The sequence below is a fragment of the Paenibacillus sp. SAFN-117 genome (assembly GCF_051966115.1).
Classification (GTDB): domain Bacteria; phylum Bacillota; class Bacilli; order Paenibacillales; family NBRC-103111; genus Paenibacillus_L; species Paenibacillus_L residui.
Genome location: NZ_JBQCLK010000009.1, coordinates 1 through 23437, shown reverse-complemented (window position 1 = coordinate 23437; position 23437 = coordinate 1). Strand labels below are relative to the sequence as shown.

At 51.6% G+C, this 23437-nt stretch carries 16 protein-coding genes; 6 read left to right on the top strand and 10 right to left on the bottom strand.

Annotated elements, in window-relative coordinates; all coding sequences use genetic code 11:
• Positions 1-7: 7 nt before the first annotated feature.
• The 3 genes from ACTHRH_RS07740 to ACTHRH_RS07730 all read left to right on the top strand — a co-directional run bounded on the left by ACTHRH_RS07740 (position 8) and on the right by ACTHRH_RS07730 (position 5989).
• Entirely contained in the window at positions 8-2797 is a 2790-nt protein-coding gene (locus tag ACTHRH_RS07740) for a glycosyltransferase (RefSeq protein ID WP_144933749.1), read from the top strand.
• A gap of 182 nt (positions 2798-2979) precedes the next feature.
• Positions 2980-4626, top strand: a complete 1647-nt coding sequence (locus tag ACTHRH_RS07735) for an S-layer homology domain-containing protein (RefSeq protein ID WP_144933748.1) — start codon at positions 2980-2982, stop codon at positions 4624-4626.
• A 652-nt stretch (positions 4627-5278) separates the two neighbouring features.
• Positions 5279-5989, top strand: a complete 711-nt coding sequence (locus ACTHRH_RS07730; RefSeq protein ID WP_222126598.1) for a polysaccharide lyase family 7 protein — start codon at positions 5279-5281, stop codon at positions 5987-5989.
• Between the two features lie 70 nt (positions 5990-6059).
• Here ACTHRH_RS07730 and ACTHRH_RS07725 read toward each other — a convergent pair whose 3' ends face one another.
• The 3 genes from ACTHRH_RS07725 to ACTHRH_RS07715 form a co-directional block, all read right to left on the bottom strand.
• Positions 6060-7718 carry a DUF4091 domain-containing protein gene (locus ACTHRH_RS07725; RefSeq protein WP_440414887.1) on the bottom strand — a complete coding sequence of 553 codons (1659 nt, stop codon included), beginning with the start codon at positions 7716-7718 and terminating at the stop codon, positions 6060-6062.
• 64 nt (positions 7719-7782) lie between these two features.
• On the bottom strand, positions 7783-8943 hold the full coding sequence (locus ACTHRH_RS07720) for a DUF2264 domain-containing protein (RefSeq protein WP_144933746.1): 1161 nt from the start codon (positions 8941-8943) through the stop codon (positions 7783-7785).
• A gap of 93 nt (positions 8944-9036) precedes the next feature.
• Positions 9037-10461: a class I adenylate-forming enzyme family protein gene (locus ACTHRH_RS07715; protein ID WP_144933745.1), complete on the bottom strand. Its 1425-nt coding sequence runs from the start codon at positions 10459-10461 to the stop codon at positions 9037-9039.
• A 520-nt stretch (positions 10462-10981) separates the two neighbouring features.
• Here ACTHRH_RS07715 and ACTHRH_RS07710 point away from each other — a divergent pair.
• The gene (locus ACTHRH_RS07710) at positions 10982-12508 is read left to right on the top strand and encodes an MDR family MFS transporter (protein ID WP_440414884.1); all 1527 of its coding nucleotides are present in this window, start codon (positions 10982-10984) and stop codon (positions 12506-12508) included.
• Between the two features lie 53 nt (positions 12509-12561).
• On the opposite strand, the gene odhB is transcribed toward ACTHRH_RS07710, so the two are convergent.
• Positions 12562-13842: a 2-oxoglutarate dehydrogenase complex dihydrolipoyllysine-residue succinyltransferase gene (gene odhB, locus ACTHRH_RS07705; RefSeq protein ID WP_144933743.1), complete on the bottom strand. Its 1281-nt coding sequence runs from the start codon at positions 13840-13842 to the stop codon at positions 12562-12564.
• A gap of 21 nt (positions 13843-13863) precedes the next feature.
• Positions 13864-16731: a 2-oxoglutarate dehydrogenase E1 component gene (locus ACTHRH_RS07700; protein ID WP_144933742.1), complete on the bottom strand. Its 2868-nt coding sequence runs from the start codon at positions 16729-16731 to the stop codon at positions 13864-13866.
• An 889-nt stretch (positions 16732-17620) separates the two neighbouring features.
• On the opposite strand from ACTHRH_RS07700, the gene ACTHRH_RS07695 reads away from it, so the two are divergent.
• Both ACTHRH_RS07695 and def read left to right on the top strand, forming a co-directional pair.
• Complete coding sequence (locus ACTHRH_RS07695; protein WP_440414881.1) at positions 17621-17860, top strand: helix-turn-helix domain-containing protein; 240 nt, start codon at positions 17621-17623, stop codon at positions 17858-17860.
• Positions 17861-17886: 26 nt separating this feature from the next.
• Entirely contained in the window at positions 17887-18405 is a 519-nt protein-coding gene (gene def / locus ACTHRH_RS07690; RefSeq protein ID WP_144933740.1) for a peptide deformylase, read from the top strand.
• 39 nt (positions 18406-18444) lie between these two features.
• Here def and ACTHRH_RS07685 read toward each other — a convergent pair whose 3' ends face one another.
• The 5 genes from ACTHRH_RS07685 to ACTHRH_RS07665 form a co-directional block, all read right to left on the bottom strand.
• Positions 18445-19038 (bottom strand): TetR/AcrR family transcriptional regulator, encoded by a 594-nt coding sequence (locus ACTHRH_RS07685; RefSeq protein ID WP_440414879.1) that lies wholly within the window; start codon positions 19036-19038, stop codon positions 18445-18447.
• Between the two features lie 203 nt (positions 19039-19241).
• Positions 19242-20138, bottom strand: coding sequence for a GNAT family N-acetyltransferase (locus ACTHRH_RS07680; protein WP_144933738.1), 897 nt, complete (start codon positions 20136-20138; stop codon positions 19242-19244).
• Positions 20139-20166: 28 nt separating this feature from the next.
• Entirely contained in the window at positions 20167-20994 is an 828-nt protein-coding gene (locus ACTHRH_RS07675) for a DUF92 domain-containing protein (protein ID WP_440414876.1), read from the bottom strand.
• Between the two features lie 179 nt (positions 20995-21173).
• Positions 21174-22391, bottom strand: a complete 1218-nt coding sequence (locus tag ACTHRH_RS07670) for an MFS transporter (protein WP_144933736.1) — start codon at positions 22389-22391, stop codon at positions 21174-21176.
• Entirely contained in the window at positions 22388-22861 is a 474-nt protein-coding gene (locus ACTHRH_RS07665) for a MarR family winged helix-turn-helix transcriptional regulator (protein ID WP_144933735.1), read from the bottom strand. Before ACTHRH_RS07665 ends, ACTHRH_RS07670 begins: the two co-directional genes overlap by 4 nt.
• Positions 22862-23437: the final 576 nt, after the last annotated feature.

The window sequence follows — 23437 nt, the reverse complement described above, 5'->3', positions numbered from 1 at the left end:
GAACATAGTGAACATAGCCTTCGATATGTCTTTCGTTCAGGGGGTGTCCAATTATCGGGGCATCGGAAGATATTCCAAAAATCTGATCGAGCATGTTTCCATCCTCGGCAAGGACCTCTCCTTTTTTTACTTTTATCCCGATATCAACAACGGTCCGGATGCTCTCAAGAGTCAACTGCAGAAATTTCTGCGCCATAATCAAATCGAGCTGTTCCATATCCTGAGTCCTTTCGAATATAAAAATCAGGCCATGATGAATCGGGAGTGGTACGGAAAGACGAAGTTGGCGGTAACGTTATATGATATCATCCCACACCTTTACAAAGATCAATATTTGCATAACGAGGGATTCGAGGCTTTCTATTATCGGGTTATCGAGTTTATCAAATCTTGTGATGTGATTCTGGCCATCTCGGAAACGACCAAACAGGATGCCGTACAACATCTCGGGATGGACCCGAACAAGATAGTAACGATCATGGGCGGCATCGATTCCAGGTTCAAGGTGCTCCCTGCCGTGAACCGGGCGGAGCTGCTTGCCCGCTACGGAATTGTGAAGCCTTATGTCATGTGCACCGGCGGCATGGATTTCCGCAAGAATATGTCCCGGCTGATCGAAGGCTTCTCCATAGCCAACCGCCAGCTTAACCATGCCTATCAACTGGTACTGTGCTGCAGCGTTACTCCCGAAGATCGCCAACAGCTAATGGAGATTGCCCAACGGAGCGGTGTGGCGGAGGATATCGTTATAACCGGATTCGTCCCCGATAATGAAATAACCGACCTGTATAATGCCGCGGAAGTATTCGCCTTCCCATCGTTATACGAAGGACTCGGATTTCCGGTCCTCGAGGCAATGGCCTGCGGTGCACCGGTACTGACCTCCAACTGCTCCTCGCTTGCGGAAATTGCGGGAGACGCCGCCAGGCTGGTCAACCCCCATTATTCGAGCGATATCGGAGCCGGACTGTATGAACTGTTTACCCAGCCGGCCATGAGAGCAGAGCTGCAGCAACGGGGATTCCGGCAGGCTGCCGGCTTTCGCTGGGAAACCGTAGCGGGCAAGGTCATCGCCAGCTATAAGCAGTTGATACGCAGGAAGATCGCTATCTTTACTCCCTTGCCGCCGATTCGTTCCGGAATTGCCGATTACATGGAGTCTATTCTGCCTCTCCTTGCCCGAAATTACGATTGCGACTTCTATGTGGATGACGATTATGCTCCCAACATCCCCCCCGGCCCGACGGTACGGATTTACAATCACCGGCTGTTTCATGACCGGGCCCAGGATTACGATGCCGTCATCTATCAAATGGGCAACAGTGGCTTTCACATCTACATGATTCCGTATTTGAGAGTTTATAGCGGCATTGTTGTGTTGCATGATTTGAACCTGCATGCGATGAGTATCGAGTGGACCTTGTCCAAAGACGATGTCGAAACCTATACTCTCGTTCTGTCCAGCCATTACGGCCAGAGTGCCAAGCATGTAGCGGCCGCCATCCGGAACGGTCAAATTGAAAGGCCTCACGAGCAAATCGTGATTAATAAATATTTTCTGAACAAGGCTAAAGAAGTTATCGTTCACAGCCGTTACTGCAAGGATTCTCTTAACTCCGACGGAGTGCGAAATGTGAGAGTGACCAGACTGCCGGCCAAGGCCGCCGCCGTTCCCGACCGGACTTCATGCGCCGGCGGAAATAAGTTTGTGTTCGCCAGCTTCGGATATGCAACGCCGCATAAACAGATTGAGACGGCCATTCGCGCCTTTGGAAGGCTGGTCTGCCAGGGAATTACGAATATAGAATACCGGTTAGTAGGACCGATTGACCCGCAATTCCTGCGCCAGGTTCGTTCCCTTATCCGGGAGGAACGGCTGGAATCATACGTTAAGGTGCTGGGACATGTGGATGATGCTGCTTATCAGCGGCATTTATCGGAAACCGATGCAGCCATTAATCTCCGTTATCCCACATATGGCGAATCTTCGGCTTCTCTCCTGGATATTCTGTCTTCCGGAATCCCGGCCATCATCTCGAACATCGGGGCCTTCAGTGAATTTCCGGAAGAAACGGCCGTGAAGCTGCCGCCCGTCCCGGACGACGATACAACCTTGGCCGAAGCGATGCTTCGCCTGTACAAGGATGAGGCACTGCGGGCAAAGCTGTCGCAGCATGCCCGCGTATACGTAGCACAGCATCACTCTGCGGAGGAATATATCCGCCAGTTGGGAGAGGCGATCGAGAATACCGCCAAGCAAAGATTGCGGGATATTCCCACGATTCTATGGCCGTTGGAGGAAGAGTTCGTTGATGAGGAGGAGCCGGCATTCAGTGAGCCCCAGCCCCCTGTTCCTGTTCAAACAGAGACGGTTCCGCCCGAAGCGCCGGCAGAAGCGGCAGACCCGCCCGCTTCCACCATCCGCCTGTCTCCTAACCGCATGAAGCAGCGAAGGCTGAGGAGAAGAACAGTGACCTACTGTTCTTTTGAACTGCCGGCGTTGCCGCAAGAAACGCGGATTGATCGGGCGGTGTTGACGCTCCCCTTGGCACGGCCGGCCAGAAGAGTTGCCGTTCACCGGATACGCAGAAGCTGGAGCGAGCGCAGCGCCCGGCTGAGAAAGCCTCTGGTATACAGAAAGCCTATCTTTTCCGCTAGAGGCCAGAGAGGTACGGTACAATGGGATTGCACGCCGCTCGTTCATCTGTGGATGGCCAATCCGGACAAAAACCACGGCATTTGTGTCCCGCTTCATACTCATCCCCACCTGGAGCTTATTCTCGGGACCGAAGGATAAGAGCATGCTCGGCAGGCAGAAGCCCAACACTTACGGCTCCGGGAATCCGGGGCCGCAACCCCCTCGTAGGAAATAGATGGTATAGGTTTTTCCAGCATTTGGCCCGTTGAGTTTCCTGCATTCTCCTTTATAGTTAAAATAGAGAATCTATTAGAATACTTTGACTAGAAGGAGAATCATCCTTGTCCAGCAACTATAGAAAAACGCTCCTCAGCACCGTTGTCGCCCTCTCTTTATTCGCCGGGTCGGCCCCGGCGGAAGCGGGCAAATATAATATGTCCTACGTCTTTCATGGCTCTCCCGGAAAATATATCGATTATGTCGAAACTACCCGGGGTTCGCTGGATGTCATTTCCCCCTCTTATTTCAAGCTTAATCCGGACGGCTCTCTGCAGCTTTCCCCGTCTCTCGATCCCGGTTTTATCCAGGAAATGCATAAGCGGAATATTCGTGTAGTCCCCTACTTAAGCAATGATTGGAATCGCGATTTGGGAATCCTGGCCTTGCAAAATAAAGAGCATCTGGCGGATCAATTGGCCGAAGCTATACATACTTATCAATTGGACGGAATCAACATAGATTTGGAGAACATACCGAAGCTGTACCGTGAGGATTTCACAGCGCTCGTGCAGCTTCTGAGAGCCCGACTGCCTGCGGATAAAGAAGTGTCCGTAGCCGTCGCTGCCAATCCGTACGGTTCGGATCAAGGGTGGCTGGGGCTATACGATTACGAGGCACTGGCCGAGTACAGCGATCATTTGATGATCATGGCTTATGACGAGCATTATGAAGGGGATCTGGCCCCCGGCTCTGTCGCCAGTTGGAGGTTCATCGAGAAATCGATAGAGTTCGCCCTGTCCCAGGTGCCGGCGGATAAGATCGTGCTCGGTTTTCCTTTCTACGGTCGACTCTGGAAATCGGACGGAACGATTCTGGGAATCTCCGTTCAGAACCGGATGGCGGACGAGCTGATCAAGACTTACCGGGGAACCGTTACACTCGATCCGTCTAGCCGTTCGGCCAGGGCGACCTTCACGGTCCTGCCCACCGATCCGGCATTAACTGTTAATGGGCGCAAGCTTAGCCCGGGAGATTACGAGCTGTGGTATGAGAATGAAGCCGCTATGAAGCTCAAACTGGAATTGGTGGGAAAATATCATTTGAAAGGTGCCGGAAGCTGGAGCCTTGCCCAGGAAGATGCGCGAACCTGGGACTTCTTCCGCCTCTGGCTGAACGGGGCGGCCTTCCCGGACAGCATGGGCCACTGGGCGCATAACGAAATTGCGGATGCTTATGATCATGGCTGGATAAATGGAGAGGCAGCCGGCATATTCTCTCCGGACGGACCGCTGACCAGAGCACAGGCCGTCACTGTTCTGTCGCGGATCATGATGGAGGGGCCAGAAGCCCCCGTCTCGGGAGCCGGCGGAGCAGCCGGAGACGCCGCCTTGTCCGGCGGAAGCCCGTCCGGAATCGGCTTCGCGGATGTGACGCCGGATCATTGGGCGGCCGGAGCTATTGCCTGGGCGTACGCTAACGGCATTGTGGACGGAATAGCTGACGGCAGCTTTGCTCCGGATGAACCGCTCACCCGGGAGCAGATGACGGCCATGCTCGCCCGGCTGTTAAACTACCCGCCGGTATCCGCGAACACCAAGAGGCCTTATGCCGATGTCGCCCCCGACCGCTGGTCCCATGCCGCCATTCAGACGATGTCCGAATACGGCGTTGTGGACGGATATCCCGACGGCACCTTTCGGCCTGAAGAACCGGTCACCCGCGCCCAAATGGCCGTTCTGATGACCCGGGTGTTCTCCGACCGGGAATAGGCCGGGGCAGAGCCCAAAACGACGTATGTAAGTCCAGGAAGGTTGAGTTTTGGAACCTTTGCGGTTCCGAACCCAATGCGGCCGTTTGCTGCTTTCGACAATGCCCGAAGGGCAAATTAGGCCGATTCTCCACGACCTTCCCGGACTCCTTCTTTCTGTTATTGCATCCAAATCGAAAGACCATACTGTTCACGATAGGCATTGAAGGACTTCCATGAATCCGCGCGGATTCTTCCTTCGTTATGAATCGATTTTTATCCTCCGCCACCCATTGCCCCCCTGTACTCTTCCGGCTCTGCGCATTGAATCTTCAACGTCACGATATCTTCTTGGGCAATTTCCAGCTTCGCTATAGGATCATGCTCTCCCCTTCTTCGCGTAAATCAGCCCGTCTTTCGCATTGACAAAAAATCCGCTCTCCCGACAAGCCCAGCTTGTTCTTCACAAAATCGTTAAAAAGCACAATCCAAAAGTAAAATAACACATTATGGAAAGGCGAATTCAAGAATACCGTATTAAAGTTTGTATCAGGAAATAAATGTAAGAGTGATTGGGGGTGAAATGGAGGTCCTTTATCTTGCCTGATACAACATCTTCAAAGATCGGCATCTTAGAATAGAAGGAAAATTTATGGTTTAGGAGATGATATCAATTGGCTCAAGCCGGGTTTAAAACCAAAAAAATGGTTAGCCTGATCCTTATTCTATCTCTTGCCTGCCTACTATTTCAGTTCGGGCCGACAGTGAATGGCGCCGTGGCAAATGCCGGCGCTGCACAAGATCCGCCAACGATCGGATGGACTCAAGTTCCCTTCAGTTATTACATCCAGAAGCCATGGGATCTTGATTTGAGCGAGCGATACCATTACGATGCAGCGACCGATACACATACCATGTGGGTATATAATACGGACAAACCTTTTAAACAAGGCAATACAACGGACCCCCGTACCGAGATGCGCTGGTATAACGAGTATTCGTCTGGTGAGCACATGTGGGAAGCAGATGTCTATATCGAAGAAGGGTCGGTCGGATCGTCAGTGATGCAAATTTTGCGGATTAACAGGCCGGCGGGTACGCCCGCAACCGACATCATGCTGGTAGTTCACCCAGATAACACGGTGAGGCGATATTTTAGCGATCCTAATGGTGCGCTTATCAAATCTAATGTGTACAACAATTGGTGGAACCTAAAGGTGGCTCATAATGCTGATGAGGGAATCATTCGAGTTTATGCAGATGACGAATTGGTTCTGACCGTAGAAGATCGCGGGCCGGCGACACGTCACTTTAAGAACGGTGTTTATGGAGTGGAAGGACGTTCAGAAACGAAGTTTCGAAATCTGAAGTACTGGGTCAAATAAAGCCATATAAAACAGTAAAGAAAGAACGCCCTCATCCGAGGGCGTTCTTCGACAGGCTTCATGCGCCGGGCTATTGGGACAAGCTGTCCTTGATCATGCGGTTGATTTGCTCCCGTTTGTTGAGCAGCCATTCATCTTCCCGAGGGTATGTACTGAACGTAATCCCTTCCTCCAGCTCTTCCTCGATCAGCTCAAGCACCTGCTCCCTGCCTATCAGGCTTTCGAGCAGCTTCAACGCCCGCAAATCCTGGAACGCATCATAGAACACCTTAAGCCGCAGCGATTCTATGGCCTGTCCATCCGGACCCGGATAGACCACGAAGGCGTCGCCGGCCGGAAACCCGTAGTTGGAATCCGTGTTGGTGTATGGATCGATCGGCCGGATCGAATATTGGGCATACCAGAAGTTATAGCCCCAATGCAGGAACCCGGCAATATCAAATTTATACAGTTGATAGCCCAGAATCCGGTTGCGTGCGGACGGCATATTCAGGAACCGGTTCGACACTTCCTTGTATTGCGAGCAGCAATAATAAGTCCACAGGTTCGGAACCTTATTCTCCAGGAACGGCTCAATATGATTAGTAGCAGGAATCGGGTTCTTGACATAGCCTTTATCATAAAATTCGTAGTCCGACAGAGCATCGATCATCGGAAAATCAGCCAAATATTGCTTCAACAAATCGCTCGCTTTCTGGTAGTTTTCCAAATGCTCCTTGTGAGGCTCGTCAGAAACGTGGAAGAAGCTTCGCTCCTCCAGGCCGTTAGTCTGAATAAAGCGGACAAGCTCGGGCAAAAACTGCGATAGAAATCCCCGATAATCGTCCCCGGTCGCATCGGTCTCCCAGCCAAAAATGCGCTTCTCGGTTCCATTCTCGACAGCCATAATTTTCGGCGCATGCTTGACTCCCCACTGGGTAAATAGATGAGAAAATTCAAAATACCGGATCCCGTTCCTCGAGCAGAGCTCCACCCATCTTTTCAGCTTGTCGAAGCCGAAGCGGTAGGTATCTCCGGATTTCTCCACATCGACCAGTTGGACCGTCGGTCGCTCCCCGCCCACCCGGGTATCCAACGGAGGGGTGAACAGAGGCGTCAGAATCATATTCATGCCGTGCTTAACCGCAGTTTGTACAAAATTGTCTATCGCCCGCCAATGCTCTTCGCTGAAAATCTCATAGGAGTAGTAAGTCGCCAGACAGTCCGTATGGAACCAGTTCGTATATTTCAACTGCTGCTCCGGCAGTTCGGCTCCAATGACCTCCAGCTCGAAGGTCTCTTCGGCCAGACATTCCCCTGCGTGCATGAACAAAACGCGAATCGGGTAATGGCCCGGCTTCACCTTGCCCTGAAGATCCGCCTCGACCCATAGGGAGCGCCAATTGCCGGGCAGGCCTGCCAGGCCCTCCTCCGCAATGTTATACAGAGGGTCGGGATATAATCCCGGAGTCGAACGAAGAATGTGCTCGTCATGATCGTGATAGGCAACCATCTCGGCCGGTACGAGCCCTACGGAGCGGACCGACAACACCTCGTTCAGCTCCGACTCCACCTTGACTTCGAGCCACTTCAATAACAAATCGGAGCGATAAGCGATCTGAAAAGAATACATCTCGTTAGATAGAGCGGATCCCTTGGTATAGGCCCGGGCGTTCAGTTCCTCATCCGGAAATACTTTCACCAACGAGCTTAGACAACGGGTTTCAAGCTTATAACTGCCTGTTTTCATTCGATTTCTCCTCCTCTAAATCCTTCGTCTGTTCATACCCAAACTACTTCTAGAGCTTGCGCAGTTACCGGCTTAAAGCCTGATCTATAGGCACACTCTGCCCGGACCAGGCTTTCTTCGCCGTCCAGTCCGCCTCTCCTTGCCAGAAAGGATCGGAAGGCGGCAGGCCCAGCGGAAGGAAGACCGTTGAACAAAGATACAGACTTCCGGTAGAAATATACGATTCGCCCAATTCCGGCTGATGGCCGCATAGTCCGATTTGCAGCCAGCCTTTGTCGTCGAATGTTCCCGGCACCGTCAATGTCCGCCGTATCACTGCCGTCAAGGCGCACCTCACTTGAGCCGGATGAAGGTCCGGAGGCAGCTTATGCTGCAGCGCCATCTGCGCAAGATGCTGGAACGCCCCGCAACGATAGGCCAGGGACCGGCCGACGACCGGGAAAGTGCCTTCGGGAGAGATGCTTCTTTCCTGAATGGCGGCATAGCGGACCGCCCTGGCCTCCACTTTTTCCTGCAGGCGTTTCCAATCGTCCGATTCCTGTGCGACCGTTCCGACGATATCGATGAGCATCGGCTGAATGACGAAGCTGTTGTAATAATCCCAATGGAAGTCCGGGCCATCCCCATAAATTCCGTCGCCTTTATACCATTGCTCGTGCTGCTTGAGGGCGTAATCGATCCTCATCGGGTCCCAGCATTCGTCCATCCTGTATAAAGCGGCTTCAATCATCGCCGCAAACAGCAGCCAATTGTTAAAATGGGGTTTGCGAGACCGCGTCGCCTGCAGCGACTTAACAAGCCGGCGCTGAACCTGTCCGCTTAACCGGCCATAAAGCTCCGTCGGCGCACGCAGTAGAGCATGAGCCAGGAAAGCGGCGTCCACGATCGGTTGATATCCTTGGGTAAAGTTAAAGCAGTCCGGAGACTCGGGATCCGTGCCGGCATCGATCCCAAGCCTTGCCAGTTCACCATATTGCTCTCGCCATCGCGCTTCCGGACTATCGTCATCCGGTCCGCTCTCCAGCCATGGAGCCATGCCGACCAGCAGTCTCCCGAATGCTTCCAGATAAGTATAGTCCGCCCGATCCGTCCCCCTGCTCTCCACAGGCATGTCCGCTCTCAGCCGGCGCGCGGCCAAGGAGGTAAGGACCGGATCGGCAATCCTTCTCATCCATTCCAGCCAGAGGCTCCGGTCCTCCTGTCTGTTCCCGGTTGGTAAGCTCATAATCTTGCTCCCCCTGCTTGGCACAATATAGAATAAAAACGCTTTCTTCACTACTATAGCAGAAATTGCCTTGAAAAAACTATCCTATGACATTCAATCGGACACAAAAATCCGGCTCTTGACCACTTTCCCGTTCCGGTTCCTCGGCAGCTTGTCTACAACGCTCCACTTTCTTGGGCGTTTGTATGGTGCGAGCTTGGAAGCGCAGTGCCGCCTGACAAGCGCGAGGTCACCTTCCGGCCGCAGTACGATCACAGCGTGGATGATTTCGCCTCTCTGCCCGTCTTCTTCCGGTATAACAGCCGCCTCCGCCACCCCTTCTATATCCATTAGAGCGGCTTCTACCTCCGCGGCATAGACCAGGCTTCCCCCGGTTTTGATCACATCCCGCTCCCGTCCGGTCAACACGATATTTCCATCCTTCCGGCAATACCCGAGATCATGGGAAGTTACCCATTCCCCTATCCAGCAATCTTCTGTCAAAGCTTCTTCCCCGGCATAGCCTTCGAACGCTTGGTCAGTGCGGACATAGAGCTTGCCCGGCCGGCCTTCCTCAGCCTCGATGCGGTGACCGCCGGCGTCCATAAAGGCGATCTCCACCCCCGGGAAGGGAGCCCCTACCGAATCAGGAGCCCGCTCCGCCTCTTCCGGACGGAGATAGGTCACATACCCCATTTCGGATGAACCGTAATATTCGTACAAAGAGCTCTCGCCAAAGCACCGCCGGAAGCTTGCTCTCTGGGCAGCGGAGAGCTTGGTTCCTACGGATATGACCGTTCTCGGCATCCTCCCCGACAGCGATTCCGGTATCCGGCTATCCGCATAGCGGATTAGTGAATCGAGTAACGCCGGGATAATGGTTACGCAGGTCGCATTATGAGCTAGAAGCCCTCCGGGCGAATAGCTCTCCATCAGGATGACCTCCGCGCCGGTTGCCAGCCCATGAATGGCCGGATACAGCTGTGCGGAATAAGACATCGGGAGAGGCACGGCAATCCGCTCGCTGCCGGTCAATCCGAACGCTTCTGTCCAGCCTTCCAGACTGCAGGTCCAGGAACGATGGCTTTTCACATAGCCTTTGGGCTCACCGGTAGAACCTGATGTGTACCCGATGAGGAACAGGTCTCTGACAGAAGCGGCCTGCCGCAGGGGCAGACGGGGGCTTGGCTTGTTCCCCGGCCAACGAAGCTCCTCGTCCATCCCCAACAGCCACTGCGGCCCGATCTTGTCGAACAGCCTGGTCCGCTCCTCCACAGTCGTCTCCGGATGAAGCGGCAGCACGATACCGCCAAGCATCATGACAGCCAGCACGTCTGTCAGCCAAGCGATGCTGTTGGGCATCTGCAGCGCAAATATTTCCGTTTCCCCGGTCCCCGCCCCCATTGCCTTCAGCTCGTCCACTCTATACAGTACCTGTTCCATAAATTCCTTGTAAGTAAACCGCTGCTTCGAATCGGCCACTGCCCAACGATCCGGCGTAAGTGCAGCCTGTTTAATTATCATTTCTTCAATTCGCATTTGGTGCTCCTTATATGGAATCAAACGATTTCGATCCTTTGGTTTACATAATAAATGTTATGTTAACTGAATGTCAGAACTATTGATATCTTGTATTTCTATAAATCAGCAGAGAATATGTCCATACTTTTCATTCGAACCGGACAATAGTAAAGTAATGCTGCCACACCCCCCAGTATATCGCTGAAATCCTCCTTTTTCCACCTCGGTTGTCCCGTTTTTATTAAAAGCTCCTGAGGATTATTTTCGCAGATGAATACCTATGTATTAAAGTAAGGTTTTATGTCCGTTAGATTCTTTCTTTGCCCCCTATTCACGCTGTAAAGAAATTTAAGATTACAAAAATAAAGCGCAGGCTGAAATAATGATTTATTATAATAAATTAGCGGGGAACGATATGAGGAAGGAGTGGTGGGACATAAATCTTTGCTCATCAAGAAGGACCCAATATAGATCAGCTTCGCTCTGCGCGGAGACAGATCGACAGGGCAAGACCAGCTTATGACAAAGGAGCACTTTCATGATTGCTAAGAATAGTAAAATTGGCTTTGTAGTGGCCGGGCTTCTGCTCGGTATTCTGATGGCGGCGATGGATAATACCATTGTGGCCGCTGCCATGGGGACCATTGTCTCCGATCTAGGCGGATTCGATAAAATCGTCTGGGTGACTTCCTCTTATATGGTAGCGATGATGGCGGGCACCCCCATCTTCGGAAAGTTGTCCGACATGTATGGCCGCAAACGCTTCTTCATGTTCGGTATGCTCGTTTTTCTGCTCGGTTCCGTACTATGCGGGACAGCGCAAACGATCGAGCAGCTCAGCATTTACCGTGCCATTCAAGGAATCGGCGGAGGAGCGCTGATGCCCATCGCCTTTACCGTCGTATTTGATATTTTTCCTCCGGAAAAAAGAGGGAAAATCAGCGGCCTGTTCGGCGCCGTATTCGGAATATCCAGTATATTCGGCCCTCTGTTGGGAGCATACATCACTGAATACATAAACTGGCACTGGATTTTCTATATCAACCTGCCTATAGGCGTTGTGGCACTTGCTTTTATTTCCTTCTTTTATCATGAGTCCTTGGCAAAATCGAAACAAAAAATTGACTGGTGGGGCGCTGCTACACTAGTGACAGCCGTTGTCAGCCTAATGTTCGCGCTCGAGCTGGGCGGTCAGCACTATGCATGGAATTCCGCCGTCATCATCGGTCTTTTTTCCGCCTTTGCCATCCTGTTTGCCGTTTTTCTATATGTTGAGACGAAAGCCGCGGAGCCGATCCTTTCGTTCAGCATGTTTCGTAAAAGGCTGTTCGCCGCAAGTAACGCGGTAGCGCTATTCTATGGGGCTACTTTTATCGTGGCCACCATCTATATCCCGATCTTCGTACAGGGCGTCTTCGGCGGATCGGCGACCCATTCCGGGCTCATTCTGATGCCGATGATGATCGGATCGGTTTTCGGCAGCCAAATCGGAGGGTTTCTAACGACGCGAACCAGCTACCGGAACATTATGATTTTCTCGGGAATTTGCTTCCTCCTCGGAATTTTCCTGCTGTCTACTTTATCAACCGAGGTGGCCCGGTCTACTCTAACGGTGTATATGATTATTACGGGGTTTGGGGTAGGATTTAACTTCTCGGTATTAAGCATGGCAGCCATTCACAACTTTGATATGCGGCAGCGGGGTTCAGCTACTTCGACTCTTACCTTCATGCGTTCTCTCGGGATGACGCTCGGCATCACTATTTTCGGCATTATTCAGCGGAACCTGTTTACCAACGGGCTTGGCAAGGAATTTGCCGGTGCCGGAGGGGCGCCTCCGATCGACATCGGCGATCCGCGCGATATGCTATCCCCGGATAAGCGTGCGCTAATCCCGCCAGAGCTGCTGGACAAAATAACGGAGCTGCTGTCCTCCTCCATCGCTCAAACCTTCATGTGGGCCCTGATTACAGCGGGCCTGGCGTTCTTCTTCATCTTCACAATGACTGGGGAACGGGTACAAACAGCAGCTAAGCAACTAAGTACAGCGGCCAAGAGGCAATGAGGAAAAAGAAAAATCCTCCGAAGTTTTCTTCGGAGGATTTTTTGCCGTTGAGATTATCCTTCCAGCAGCAGAGATTCCGGATCTTCCAGAAGCTCCTTGACGGTTACCAGGAAGCGGACAGCTTCGCTGCCGTCTACAATCCGGTGATCGTAGGACAAGGCAATGTACATCATCGGACGGTTTTCCATCCGCTCTTCGTCAATGGCAACCGGACGCCATTGGATTTTATGCATTCCGAGAATCCCTACCTGCGGCGTATTCAGAATAGGTGTTGACAAGAGGGAACCGAAAACTCCGCCATTCGTTATCGTGAACGTTCCGCCCGACAGATCGGACAGCGACAATGCATTGTTGCGGGCCTTACTTGCCAAATCAGCAATCTCTCTCTCTATTTCAGCGAAGCTTAGACGATCTGCATCCCGCACTACCGGAACGACCAGACCTTCCTTGGCGGCTACGGCAATTCCGATATCATAATACTTCTTGGCCAAAATTTCTTCGCCGACAATTTCTGCGTTCAACAGCGGGAAGGCTTTGAGCGCCCCTACGACTGCTTTAGTGAAGAAGGACATGAAGCCAAGACCAACATCATGCTTCTCCTTGAACTTATCTTTACGGCGCTTACGCACGTCAAGAATTGCCGTCATATCCACTTCGTTGAAGGTGGTCAGCATCGCGGCCGTTCTCTGAGCTTCCACGAGACGGTTAGCGATGGTTACGCGGCGGCGGGACATCCGAATTCGTTCAACGGGCTTGGCCGGATTCACGTCAATAGGCGCCGCAGGCTGAGCCGCTTGCGGACGATTGGCTGCAGCCTGTGCAGGAGCGGAAGGGGCTCCGGCCACATGGGATTGCACATCGCCAGGATAGATTCTTCCGCTCGGGTCTGCCGACTGCACTTGGCGCAAGTCGATACCGCGCTCTCTGGCCAGCTTTCTAGCTGCCGGAGTAGCGGTAACCGAGGAACCGGCATCGTCCGCATCGGCTTTAATAGCTGCCGCAGGAGCCGGAGCGGCCGCTTGGGCCGGTGCACTTTCCTTGGCGGGCGCCGCAGGTGCTGCTTCTTCAGGTGCCTTCTGCTGGGCACCGGCTGCAGCAGATGCCGCTCCGATAATTCCGATCACTTCACCTACCTGAACGGTATCCCCTTCTTGTCTGCGAATCTCCGTAAGCACTCCGTCTTGCTCAGCCGTAATTTCCAGATTGACTTTATCGGTTTCCAGTTCAAGCAGCAAATCTCCCTGGCTGACCGTTTCTCCCTCTTTCTTGATCCACTTCGCAATCGTTCCTTCAGATATGGATTCTCCAATTTCTGGTACTATGATTTCACTCACAGCCGTATCCTCCCTGCTTTATTAGTTTTCAAAGAAGCTGCGATTCAATGCATTCGAGATCAGCCGCTGCTGTTCCATATTATGAACGTCCTGATAACCGCTCGCAGGACTGGAGCGATCCGGACGGCCGATATAACGAACCTTTACTTTATCGGGTGCCACATCTCTGATGCGGGGATCCATGTAGCTCCATGCCCCCATATTCCGCGGTTCCTCTTGAACCCAGACAATTTCCTTCAGTTTGGGGAAGCGCTGGATCACGGCCTCGATTTCTTCCCCGGCAAACGGATAAAGCTGTTCCACACGAACGATATGCAGCCAGTCGAAGTCTTGATTTTCCTTCTCCGCATCCAATGCCTCTTCCAGGTCGATGGCGACTTTACCGGTGCACAGAATCAAGCGCTCCACCTTCTTGGACTGGGCGCCCAAACCAGGCTGCTCCAAGATCGGACGGAAGGCTCCTTCGCTGAACTCCGTACCGGAAGAAGCTACCCGAGGATTCCGGATCAGACTCTTCGGCGCCATCAGAACCAGCGGTCTTGCCGCATCCGTTCCGGCTATTGCCGCCTGCTTGCGCAGAAGGTGGAAATATTGAGCCGCGCTGGACAAATAAGCGACCGTCCAGTTCTCATCACCGGCAAGCTGCAGGAAACGTTCCAGACGCGCGCTCGAATGCTCCGGTCCCTGTCCTTCGTAGCCATGAGGCAGCAGCATCGCCAGGCTCGATCTTTGGAGCCACTTCTCGCGTCCGGCAGCGATAAACTGGTCGATAATGACTTGAGCGGCGTTGGCGAAATCGCCAAATTGCGCCTCCCAAAGCACGAACGTCTCCGGAGCGAACACATTATAGCCATACTCGAAGCCGAGCACAGATGCTTCGGACAGCGGGCTGTTATAGATGGCGAACGAAGCTTTGGCCTGCGGCAGGCGGTGCAAAGGCGAGAATTTCTGACCGGTCTCGGTATCGTGCAGCACGAGATGGCGATGGGCGAAAGTTCCCCGCTCCGAATCCTGTCCGCTAATACGGATTGGCTTTCCTTCGGCTAGAATCGTTGCAAAGGCCAAAGTTTCGGCAAGAGCCCAGTCAACCTTCTCCCCTTCTTCCAAAGCATTCGCCCGTCTTTCCAAAATCCGTTTAAGCTTGGGATAAACGTTAAAGTTTTCAGGCCATTTGAGCAGGTCTCTATTGATTTCCTTCAGCTGATCCATGGGAACGGCCGTATTGATTTCCGGTTTATCCGTATGAACAATCAGCCCGTTGGGCGGATTGCTGGAAGCCCGTCCGTTGTTTTCCTTCATTTCATCATAAGCTTCCTTCAGCCGTGCCGCAGCTTCCTGCCTCATCTGCTCCGGAAGCTCCTTGGGGATGATCCCCTCTTCCACAAGCTTGTCTCCGTACAGCTTGCTGCAGGTTGGATGGTTCCGTACCTTATGGTAGGTAAGCGGCTGGGTCATTTCCGGATCATCCGATTCGTTATGCCCGTATCGGCGGTAACCGATCAAATCAATCAAGAAATCCTTCTTAAACAAATTACGGTATTCGCAAGCCAGGCGCACCGCTCTGATACATGCCTCCGGGTCATCGGCGTTAACGTGCACGATCGGGATCTCATATCCCTTGGCTAAATCACTTGCATAATGGGTCGAACGGGAATCAGAGCTTTCCGTTGTAAATCCAAGACGGTTATTAACGATAATATGAATAGTTCCACCGTTGCGGTAGCCTTGAAGCTTATTGAAGTTCAGCGTTTCCGCCACGATTCCTTCCCCGGCAAAAGCGGCGTCCCCGTGCATCAGCACTGCGGCAGCCTTGCTTTCATCCTGCTTCGGATAACCGGCTTCTCCGCGGTCATCCTGGGCGGCGCGGGTGAAGCCCTCCACTACCGGATTGACAAATTCCAAGTGGCTTGGGTTATTGGCCAAGGTTAGGCGGATTGGCGGCAGTTCGCCCTCCACTACAGAACGGTCGGCACCCAAATGATATTTAACATCGCCGGACCAACCGAAGTTAATTCCCATCGATCCTTCCGAAGGAATCATGTCCTTGTTAGGAGAATGATGGAACTCCGAGAAGATCTTGCTGTAAGGTTTACCCAATACGTGGGCCAGAACGTTCAAGCGCCCCCGGTGAGCCATCCCCATCAGAATGTGCTGACATCCTTCCCGGGCCACCATGCGGACAACTTCATCAAGCATCGGGATCAGAACATCATTGCCTTCCACGGAAAAGCGCTTCTGACCGACGAACGTCCGGTGCAGGAACGCTTCGAACTGCTCCACTTGGGTGAGACGGTTTAGCAATTCCTTCCGCTCTTCTATCGAAAGAGGCGTTCCCGACAATGCTTCGGTTTCGACACGCTTGTTGAGCCAATCCCTTTCCCGCTGCTCGTGAACATGGCTGAATTCGTAAGCGGTAGTCTTGGTATAAATTTGTTGGAGCTGCTTGATGGCATCCCATCCGGTGACGGCATTCCCCGGAGCGTTCTCCCAGATTAAAGAAGCGGGAAACGCCAACAAGTCGTCTTTGCTTAATTGATATGTTTCCGGCTCAAGAAGCCGGGTATCCGCAGTGAACCCTAACCCAAGCGGATCCAGATCCGCGGCCAGATGCCCATATGTTCGGATATTCCATACCAATTTTTCAGCAGCGACGACTTTTTTCAACATATTTTCATTAATTTCAACATTAGGAACCGGGGCCTGCACATTTTCCGTTCCGGCATTCCACGAAGCCGGAGGAGCGCCCCAGATGGCAAACAGTTCTCTGAACGTCGGTTCCACGGATTCGGGATCGGCGATGTATTTCTCATACTGTTCATTGATGTAGCCCAGGTTAGGGCCGTAATAAGTTTGCCAAGGATTTAGCTTGGTCATTTCCCCAATCGACATTGAAGGTAACCTCCCCTTGCATGTTCATGATGGCCATAGGTAAGTTATTTGTTCGTTAACGCGCTGCCTCTTCGAGGCCTCTGACTGATTATGGGGAAATCTGTCTTCCTTTTTCCCCTGTAGTTAAGTAATATTCCCTGTTTAAGGCTGTCATATAATCTAAGATGTAACATAAGTCCTACCTACTACTATAAACCTTGTTCACAAAAATATTAAATATTGATTAAGGATTATATCGTTCTCAATTTGAGATGGATTCGACCTCCCTATTCCTAATCAGAAATAATCGGCGATCCTTAAATAATAATTGAGCGGAGCCGCTGTTCTCCCTCGGACATACCAAAAAAGACCGGATGAAAAAAATAATGACCGATCTCTATATGGCATACTTTTAATAGAACGAACAGAAAGATCTAGTTCTTCAATCGTCATTTGCCAAGGGAAAATTTCTTTCCTAGATGAAAAATTAACGTCATACGAGAACAGGTTATCGAGGAGTACATACCTTCGCGGTATAGCGTCATCCGGTATCCACAGTCCCCCACGGCTTATTGCCGGTTAAACAAACCAGTCTGAAAAGCACTGGGTCCAAGACAATAATCGACAAGCTCGACGGCTTGTCCCATACCGGCCCAAGACAATCACCAGCGGGCAGTTTTACCCCTGTTTTCATTCGACATCTATACTTTACCATACTACAGAGCCATTGTTAAGCTGATTGTAAAAAATAATTCATAATTCTGTCGAAATTCTTCTTTTTTTGTCGGGTAACCGTTATCTGGCGGCTGAGGGGCAAAATTAGTTGCCAAATAAATGGATCTCATGATATATTAGGTCATACTTAAATAAATTAGGTGTTGCCTAAATTTACTTGGAGAGGAGCTCTGCCATGCTGGTGTGGATGTTAAGAGAAGTGATGGCCGCAAGAGGAGTTTGGACCGGAGCGGCACTGGCCCGGCTGCTGGAGGATAAGTCGGGATACCGTTTATCTCCCCCATCCATAAGCGCCTTGCTGAACGGCCAGCCTAAACAAATGAAAGCCGATACGCTGGACGCTCTGTGCACCGCCTTGGATTGCACCCCCGGCGAATTGTGGGTTCATACCCCTTCAATTATTAAAGGAGCTTAATGCCTAAGAAAGGATGGTAAGAACCGATGGCTGTCAAGACGATTCTTCCCTTCGGAGAGGAAATATTAAGGAAAAAGGCCAAGCCGGTAACCGAGTTCAACGATAAATTATTCAAACTGCTGGATGATATGGTGGATACGCTGTATGGCGCCGAAGGCCGGGCCGGATTGGCGGCTCCGCAAATCGGCATTTTGAGAAGAGTGGTCGTCATGGATTGCGGGGACGGTTTGATCGAGTTGATCAATCCGGAAATTATTGCAGCCGAGGGAGAGCAAACAGGCCCGGAAGCCTGCTTGTCCTATCCGGGTTATACCGGCATCGTCAAAAGGGCAAATTATGTAAAGGTGAGAAGCCAGAACAGGCAGGGAGAATGGTTCGTACTCGAAGGAGAAGGCTATCTTGCCCGATGCATTCAGCACGAGACAGATCATCTGGACGGAGTGCTGTTCATTGACCATGTAGAAGGAAACTCCCTCTATGACGACCGCAGCGGGCGAAGCATTAATGTGCTGAGTGCCCTTCGTTTGGCAAATCAGGGGATGTAAGCTCTATGTCCGCGCTTGAAATCAAGCGGTTGAATATGTTCATTCAGCAATGATCTTCAGAAGCTGCCGGACGGAGATTTCTATATACTCTTGTCTGGCCTTCCCGCCTTCCATAAATCGGTCTACCGTAAGAAAATGAAAAACCATCGCTGTTTGCAGATTGCGGACAGCGATCGACAGCTCCCGGCGCCCGATCCGAACCTTCGGCTCCAGAAACGTTACAAGCAGCTCCGCCCCTCTGCCGATAATCTCCTGTATCTTCCGGCGGATATCGTCATTCCGTTGTGCCTCCCCGAAGCACATGACAATCAAATCCTGCGATTCGTCGAGACTGCGAAACAGCGATTGGAAGTAAATCGTCAGATTATGCTGTAAGGGCTGGTTTGAATCCAATCGGCTGACGGTTTCCTCCAGGGAATCAAGAAGCGTATATTTTTCAAAAATAGCCCACAGCAAATCTTCCTTGGATTGAAAATAATGATAGATCAATCCGTCGGTCACTCCCGCTTCTTTCGCTATGTCCTTCGTTGTGCTCTCCTTGAATCCTTTGCGGGAAAATGTCCGAAGGGCGGCATCGATCAATTTATTCTTCGTCTCCAGCGACTTCTGCTGCCGGTTAGTGCGTGTTTCCATAGGTCTCTCCTTTGTCTCTCCTTTGTCTCTCCTTTATTGCGGCCACTTCTTTTAATTAAGTACTTACTGAACACAAGCCATATTTGCCATCATTTGTTCTGTCAATGATGCTTACCGAACTCGCTTTGTCCTGGACGAAAGCAGATATTTGCTGCGCCACCCCGGAAACGGAGATGATGTCCGCAAGCAAGTCATGTAAGCCTTCACAAGTCCATGACCATTAAATGCTGTTGGTACCGTTCCTTAAATCCGGCCTCCTTGAGCATATCGATTAAATCCGGATTAGAACCCGACAAATTGGCCGTGGTCCGGCTGCAGTCAAGCTCCTTCGGTCCAAACACCGCCTTTAGCGCCATGCGAAAAAGCTCCGTGCGATCCACGCGGCCGGGGGCGGCCTCACATTGATAGAGAACGATCGACTTGATCATGCCCTCATCGCTGTAATTTCTTTTGAACAGGGCATAGGCCGCAGGTTCTCCATCGGCGGCTCTGATGATCAGCGACTCCCCTTCCGCCATATTCTGCCACTGGCATTCCCATGCTGCTATTTCCCGGTAATAGGGAATATCTTTCACGGTACGGGGAGCCCCATATTGCAGCTTGAAGCCGGAACATTCGCCGGCCTTGAAGGCCTCAGGCTCCAAAGCTCCGTCCCTGGTCAATCCGATCAGCCGGTCCGCTATATGGAATCCTCCCTTTTCATAAGCCGAGAGGGCGCGGGAATTCTGAACGAGCACTTCCAAATAGGCGCGATCGACTTCCTGCTCCGTGAGAAGAGTTTTGACTTCCTGCATCAAAGCTGTAGAAAGCCCGTATCCGCGATACTCGGGAATCACTCCCGTTCCGCCGTTCCAGGCGGCTTTCAGCCCATTTAACATTTTAACCGCCAGGAAGACAAAACCGACCGGATGGCCGTCCGCGCATGCGACCAGAGAAAGCTCCGGGCGTATACCGTTAACCGCAAACGAGCGGAGCAATTGATCCATCGTTACGGTTACATCAAAATAATACCCTTCAAAACCGCGATTTCGCAGCCTTAATGCTTGTTCAAAGGTGCACTGGCCCAGACGGATAAAGCTAAATTGTTTTCTTTCATCCACTTCCGCTCGCCCCTTCTCTACCGGTTTTTCAGAAAATAAACCAAACAAGCAGAAAGCCGACAAGCCCGCCTATGGCCGAGCTAAGAGCATTGACCGCATCGTTCGTCATGAATGTCCATCCCCGGATTGGCTCTGCCGCAGCTTGACAATGCTCGCTCTTCTCCAACTCCTTGCCGCATATACGGCAGCGGTACATGACCTGTACGATGGCTCCCAGCCAGGAATCGGCCAGGGAACCGGCCAAACCTCCCAGTAAACCTATAAGCAGCGAATACAGCCCATATGGATCTGCCAAGAAAACGCCGCCCGCCGCCGGCTGAACTTGAAACAGCAGCCAGGCGATCCCGCCGATGAACAAACCGCCGGCTGCCGAAGCTCCGAGTCCCAGCAAGGTCACGCCGCCGGAAGTCCCTGCCTCAACCCTGCGCCCATTCACGATGCAACGGGGCCGGCTCCTGCTTAATCCTCCTACCTCCGTCGCCCACGTATCGGCGGTTACAGAAGCGATAACTCCTATGTATACTCCCCACCAAGCCGGGTGGGGCCATATCGCGTGAGCGACGCAAAGCAGCAAGCCGAGCCCTCCGTTGGCGATCACCTGACCGGCATCTCTTCTCCCCGTCTTTGCATATCCGCTTTCAGCGTTTTCTTTCCTGCGGCTCTTCCACTTGGACAATAGTGAGGAGGAGACGAAGAAAGCGATCAAGGCGCCGTACCAGGGCAAGCTGCCGACAGAATATAGAGCCGTGCCGAGCAAGACCGCGGCAATCAGTCCGGAAGCGGACAACGATTTTTTCCAATATGCCGCCCCGGCGATGAGCAGACTTCCGGCCAAGCCTATCCACCATTGCCCCATAAGCGCCCTCCCTTCTTCCTTGCCGAGTTTCGGTTTTTACGGCAGCAGCGCTGCTATTTCCCTGCCGAAAGCAATGGTTATACGTTGAATTATATCAAACCATGGCCCGCTATAGTTACAGGATTATATCCCGTCTTTATTTTATCTCGAACGGTTTAGACAATGCTATCTTGTCAGGATCAGCCCGGTATGGAAATATCCGCTTGCGCCCGGTTCTTCTTCCTCGCTTCCACTGCTTGAACCCATACATAAACGATAAGGAACAGAATCATGAAGCCCGCCGAATATCGATACATCATGGCATACCCGGTCACTGACGAAATGGCTCCCAGAATCAATGCTCCCGCGGCCACCCCCAGATCGGTCGCATTATAGAACATGCTGTTGGCCATGCCATGCTGCTCCTGGGGAGACACCCGAATCATCCAGGCTTGGATGGTCGGTTGGATAGCTCCGAAACCGAGCCCATACAGCAGCGCGGATACGATCAAGAGAGGCAAGGATGCGGCAAAGGACAGAACCGTCAAGCTTGCAACGACACATAATGCCGCTGGGATCAAAACGGCGGCATGCCCTTTCGTATCGAACACTCTTCCGGATACCGGCCGAATAATAATGATGGTAATCGCGTTAAACAAAAAAAACAGCCCGACCTGTTCGAGATGCACCGATTCCCCATATAAAGCGATAAAGCTTAGCAGCCCGCTATAGGTCACTGCCAGGATGATATTGAGCATTGCCGGAAACAATAATTTGCGGTTGAAGGCCGGTTTGTTCCCCGCTTTCTTGCCTGCGGATTTGGGGGCAGGCTGTTTCTTGTCCGGCGGCAGAGAACGGGTAATTAGCAGGAGCGGAAAAATCAGGAGCACAGCAGCCGTACCGGCCATTGCCAGCGCAGGGAATCCCAAATAATTCATTATGTTCAAGCCGATCATCGGCCCAACAGACATCGCCAGACTGGTGGACAGTCCGAAATAACCAATCCCTTCCCCCATTCTTTGGATGGGGATAATTTGCGAAACCAGCGTCGGAATAATTGTACTCGCCATCCCGAATCCGATTCCGTAGGCCATCCTCATTACAAGCAGCGAGCCTATGGAGTCGGCCAGGACGTATATTCCGGTGGTGATGGCGGCTACAGCCAGCCCGACATACAGGATCACATTGCGGGGTACGACTCGCATAAGAGCCGCTGTCATAAACCGGGTGGCTATCGCCGAAGCGGCAAACAGACTGGTAACCAGACTGACAGCCAAATCCCCCGCTTGAAACTCATTCTTTGCATAAGCCGGGAATGAGGAAAGCAGCATTTGCAAGTTTAAAAATACAAGAAACGAACAAATAGTTAATGATATAAATGATTTCGTCCATAGCTTCGTAGGTTGGTCAGTATTCATTGTCCATCTCTCTCCTGATCTTTGGAGGTTAGTTCATTATTCGCATAGCTGAGTATACGGAGAATAAGCTTCATAAGAATTTCATACTCCTCTTCGGACATACATTCTTTAATGTCATTAACAAGTTGCCTCTCAATCGGTTCCGTCTCCTGAATCAGGCTTCTTCCTTTATCGGTAATGTGGACCACAAACGAGCGGCGGTCTTCCGTGCCCGTCTTTTTATAAATCAGACCCTTCGTCTCCAGATGATCGAGAATGCGGGTAGTGGTAGGCTTATCCTTGCCCGAGCGCTGAGCAATCTCTTTCTGAATCAGGCCGTCTACCCGGCTAATCAAGTATAGAACCGACCATTGTTCGGGGGTGATATCGAAATTCTTCAGCCGATTCTGCAATACGAGCGCGAGTTTCCGATGTGTAATGCCCATAATAAAGCCTATGGAATGATCCAGGGCAATTTCTTGCACAGTCATGTTTTTGCCGCTCCCTTATATTAGTTGTCTAAACAACTATATACCGAACAACCATCAATGTCAATGAAAATGGCATCTTCGGATTACAAGAAATCGAAGCCCGTTCTAGACATTTTTCGGCAATCCCCAAACTTTAGCCTATTGGAGCAAATGATGAGCAAGGGAAAGCTACACGCTACCTCCCGGTCGGTAAGATCGTCGTAAAGACGAGCAAAAGTGCATTAAAATCCTGCCATTTTCTAAAAAGAGGGCCAAAGACGCTCAAATGTGCAGTTCTTTTTGACTAAATGTGGCCATTTCGCAAAAATCGCTCCAAAGACCTGCACTATCGCTCTAGAATTAGGCATTTCGCGACTTTTTCCAAAAAAGACCTGCACTATCGCTCTAGAATTAGGCATCGCGCCGCTTTTCCAAAAAAGACCTGCACCACCGGCTAGGCCCCCTAATTCCGGAGTCCGCACCATAAAAAAATAACCATGTATACAATTCCTCTCTTTTTGGAGGTTTTTCGTAAGTTTGCGTATTCTACCGATTCTAAGGTGCCGACTTGACATGGAGCCTCTGCAGGCATGCTTA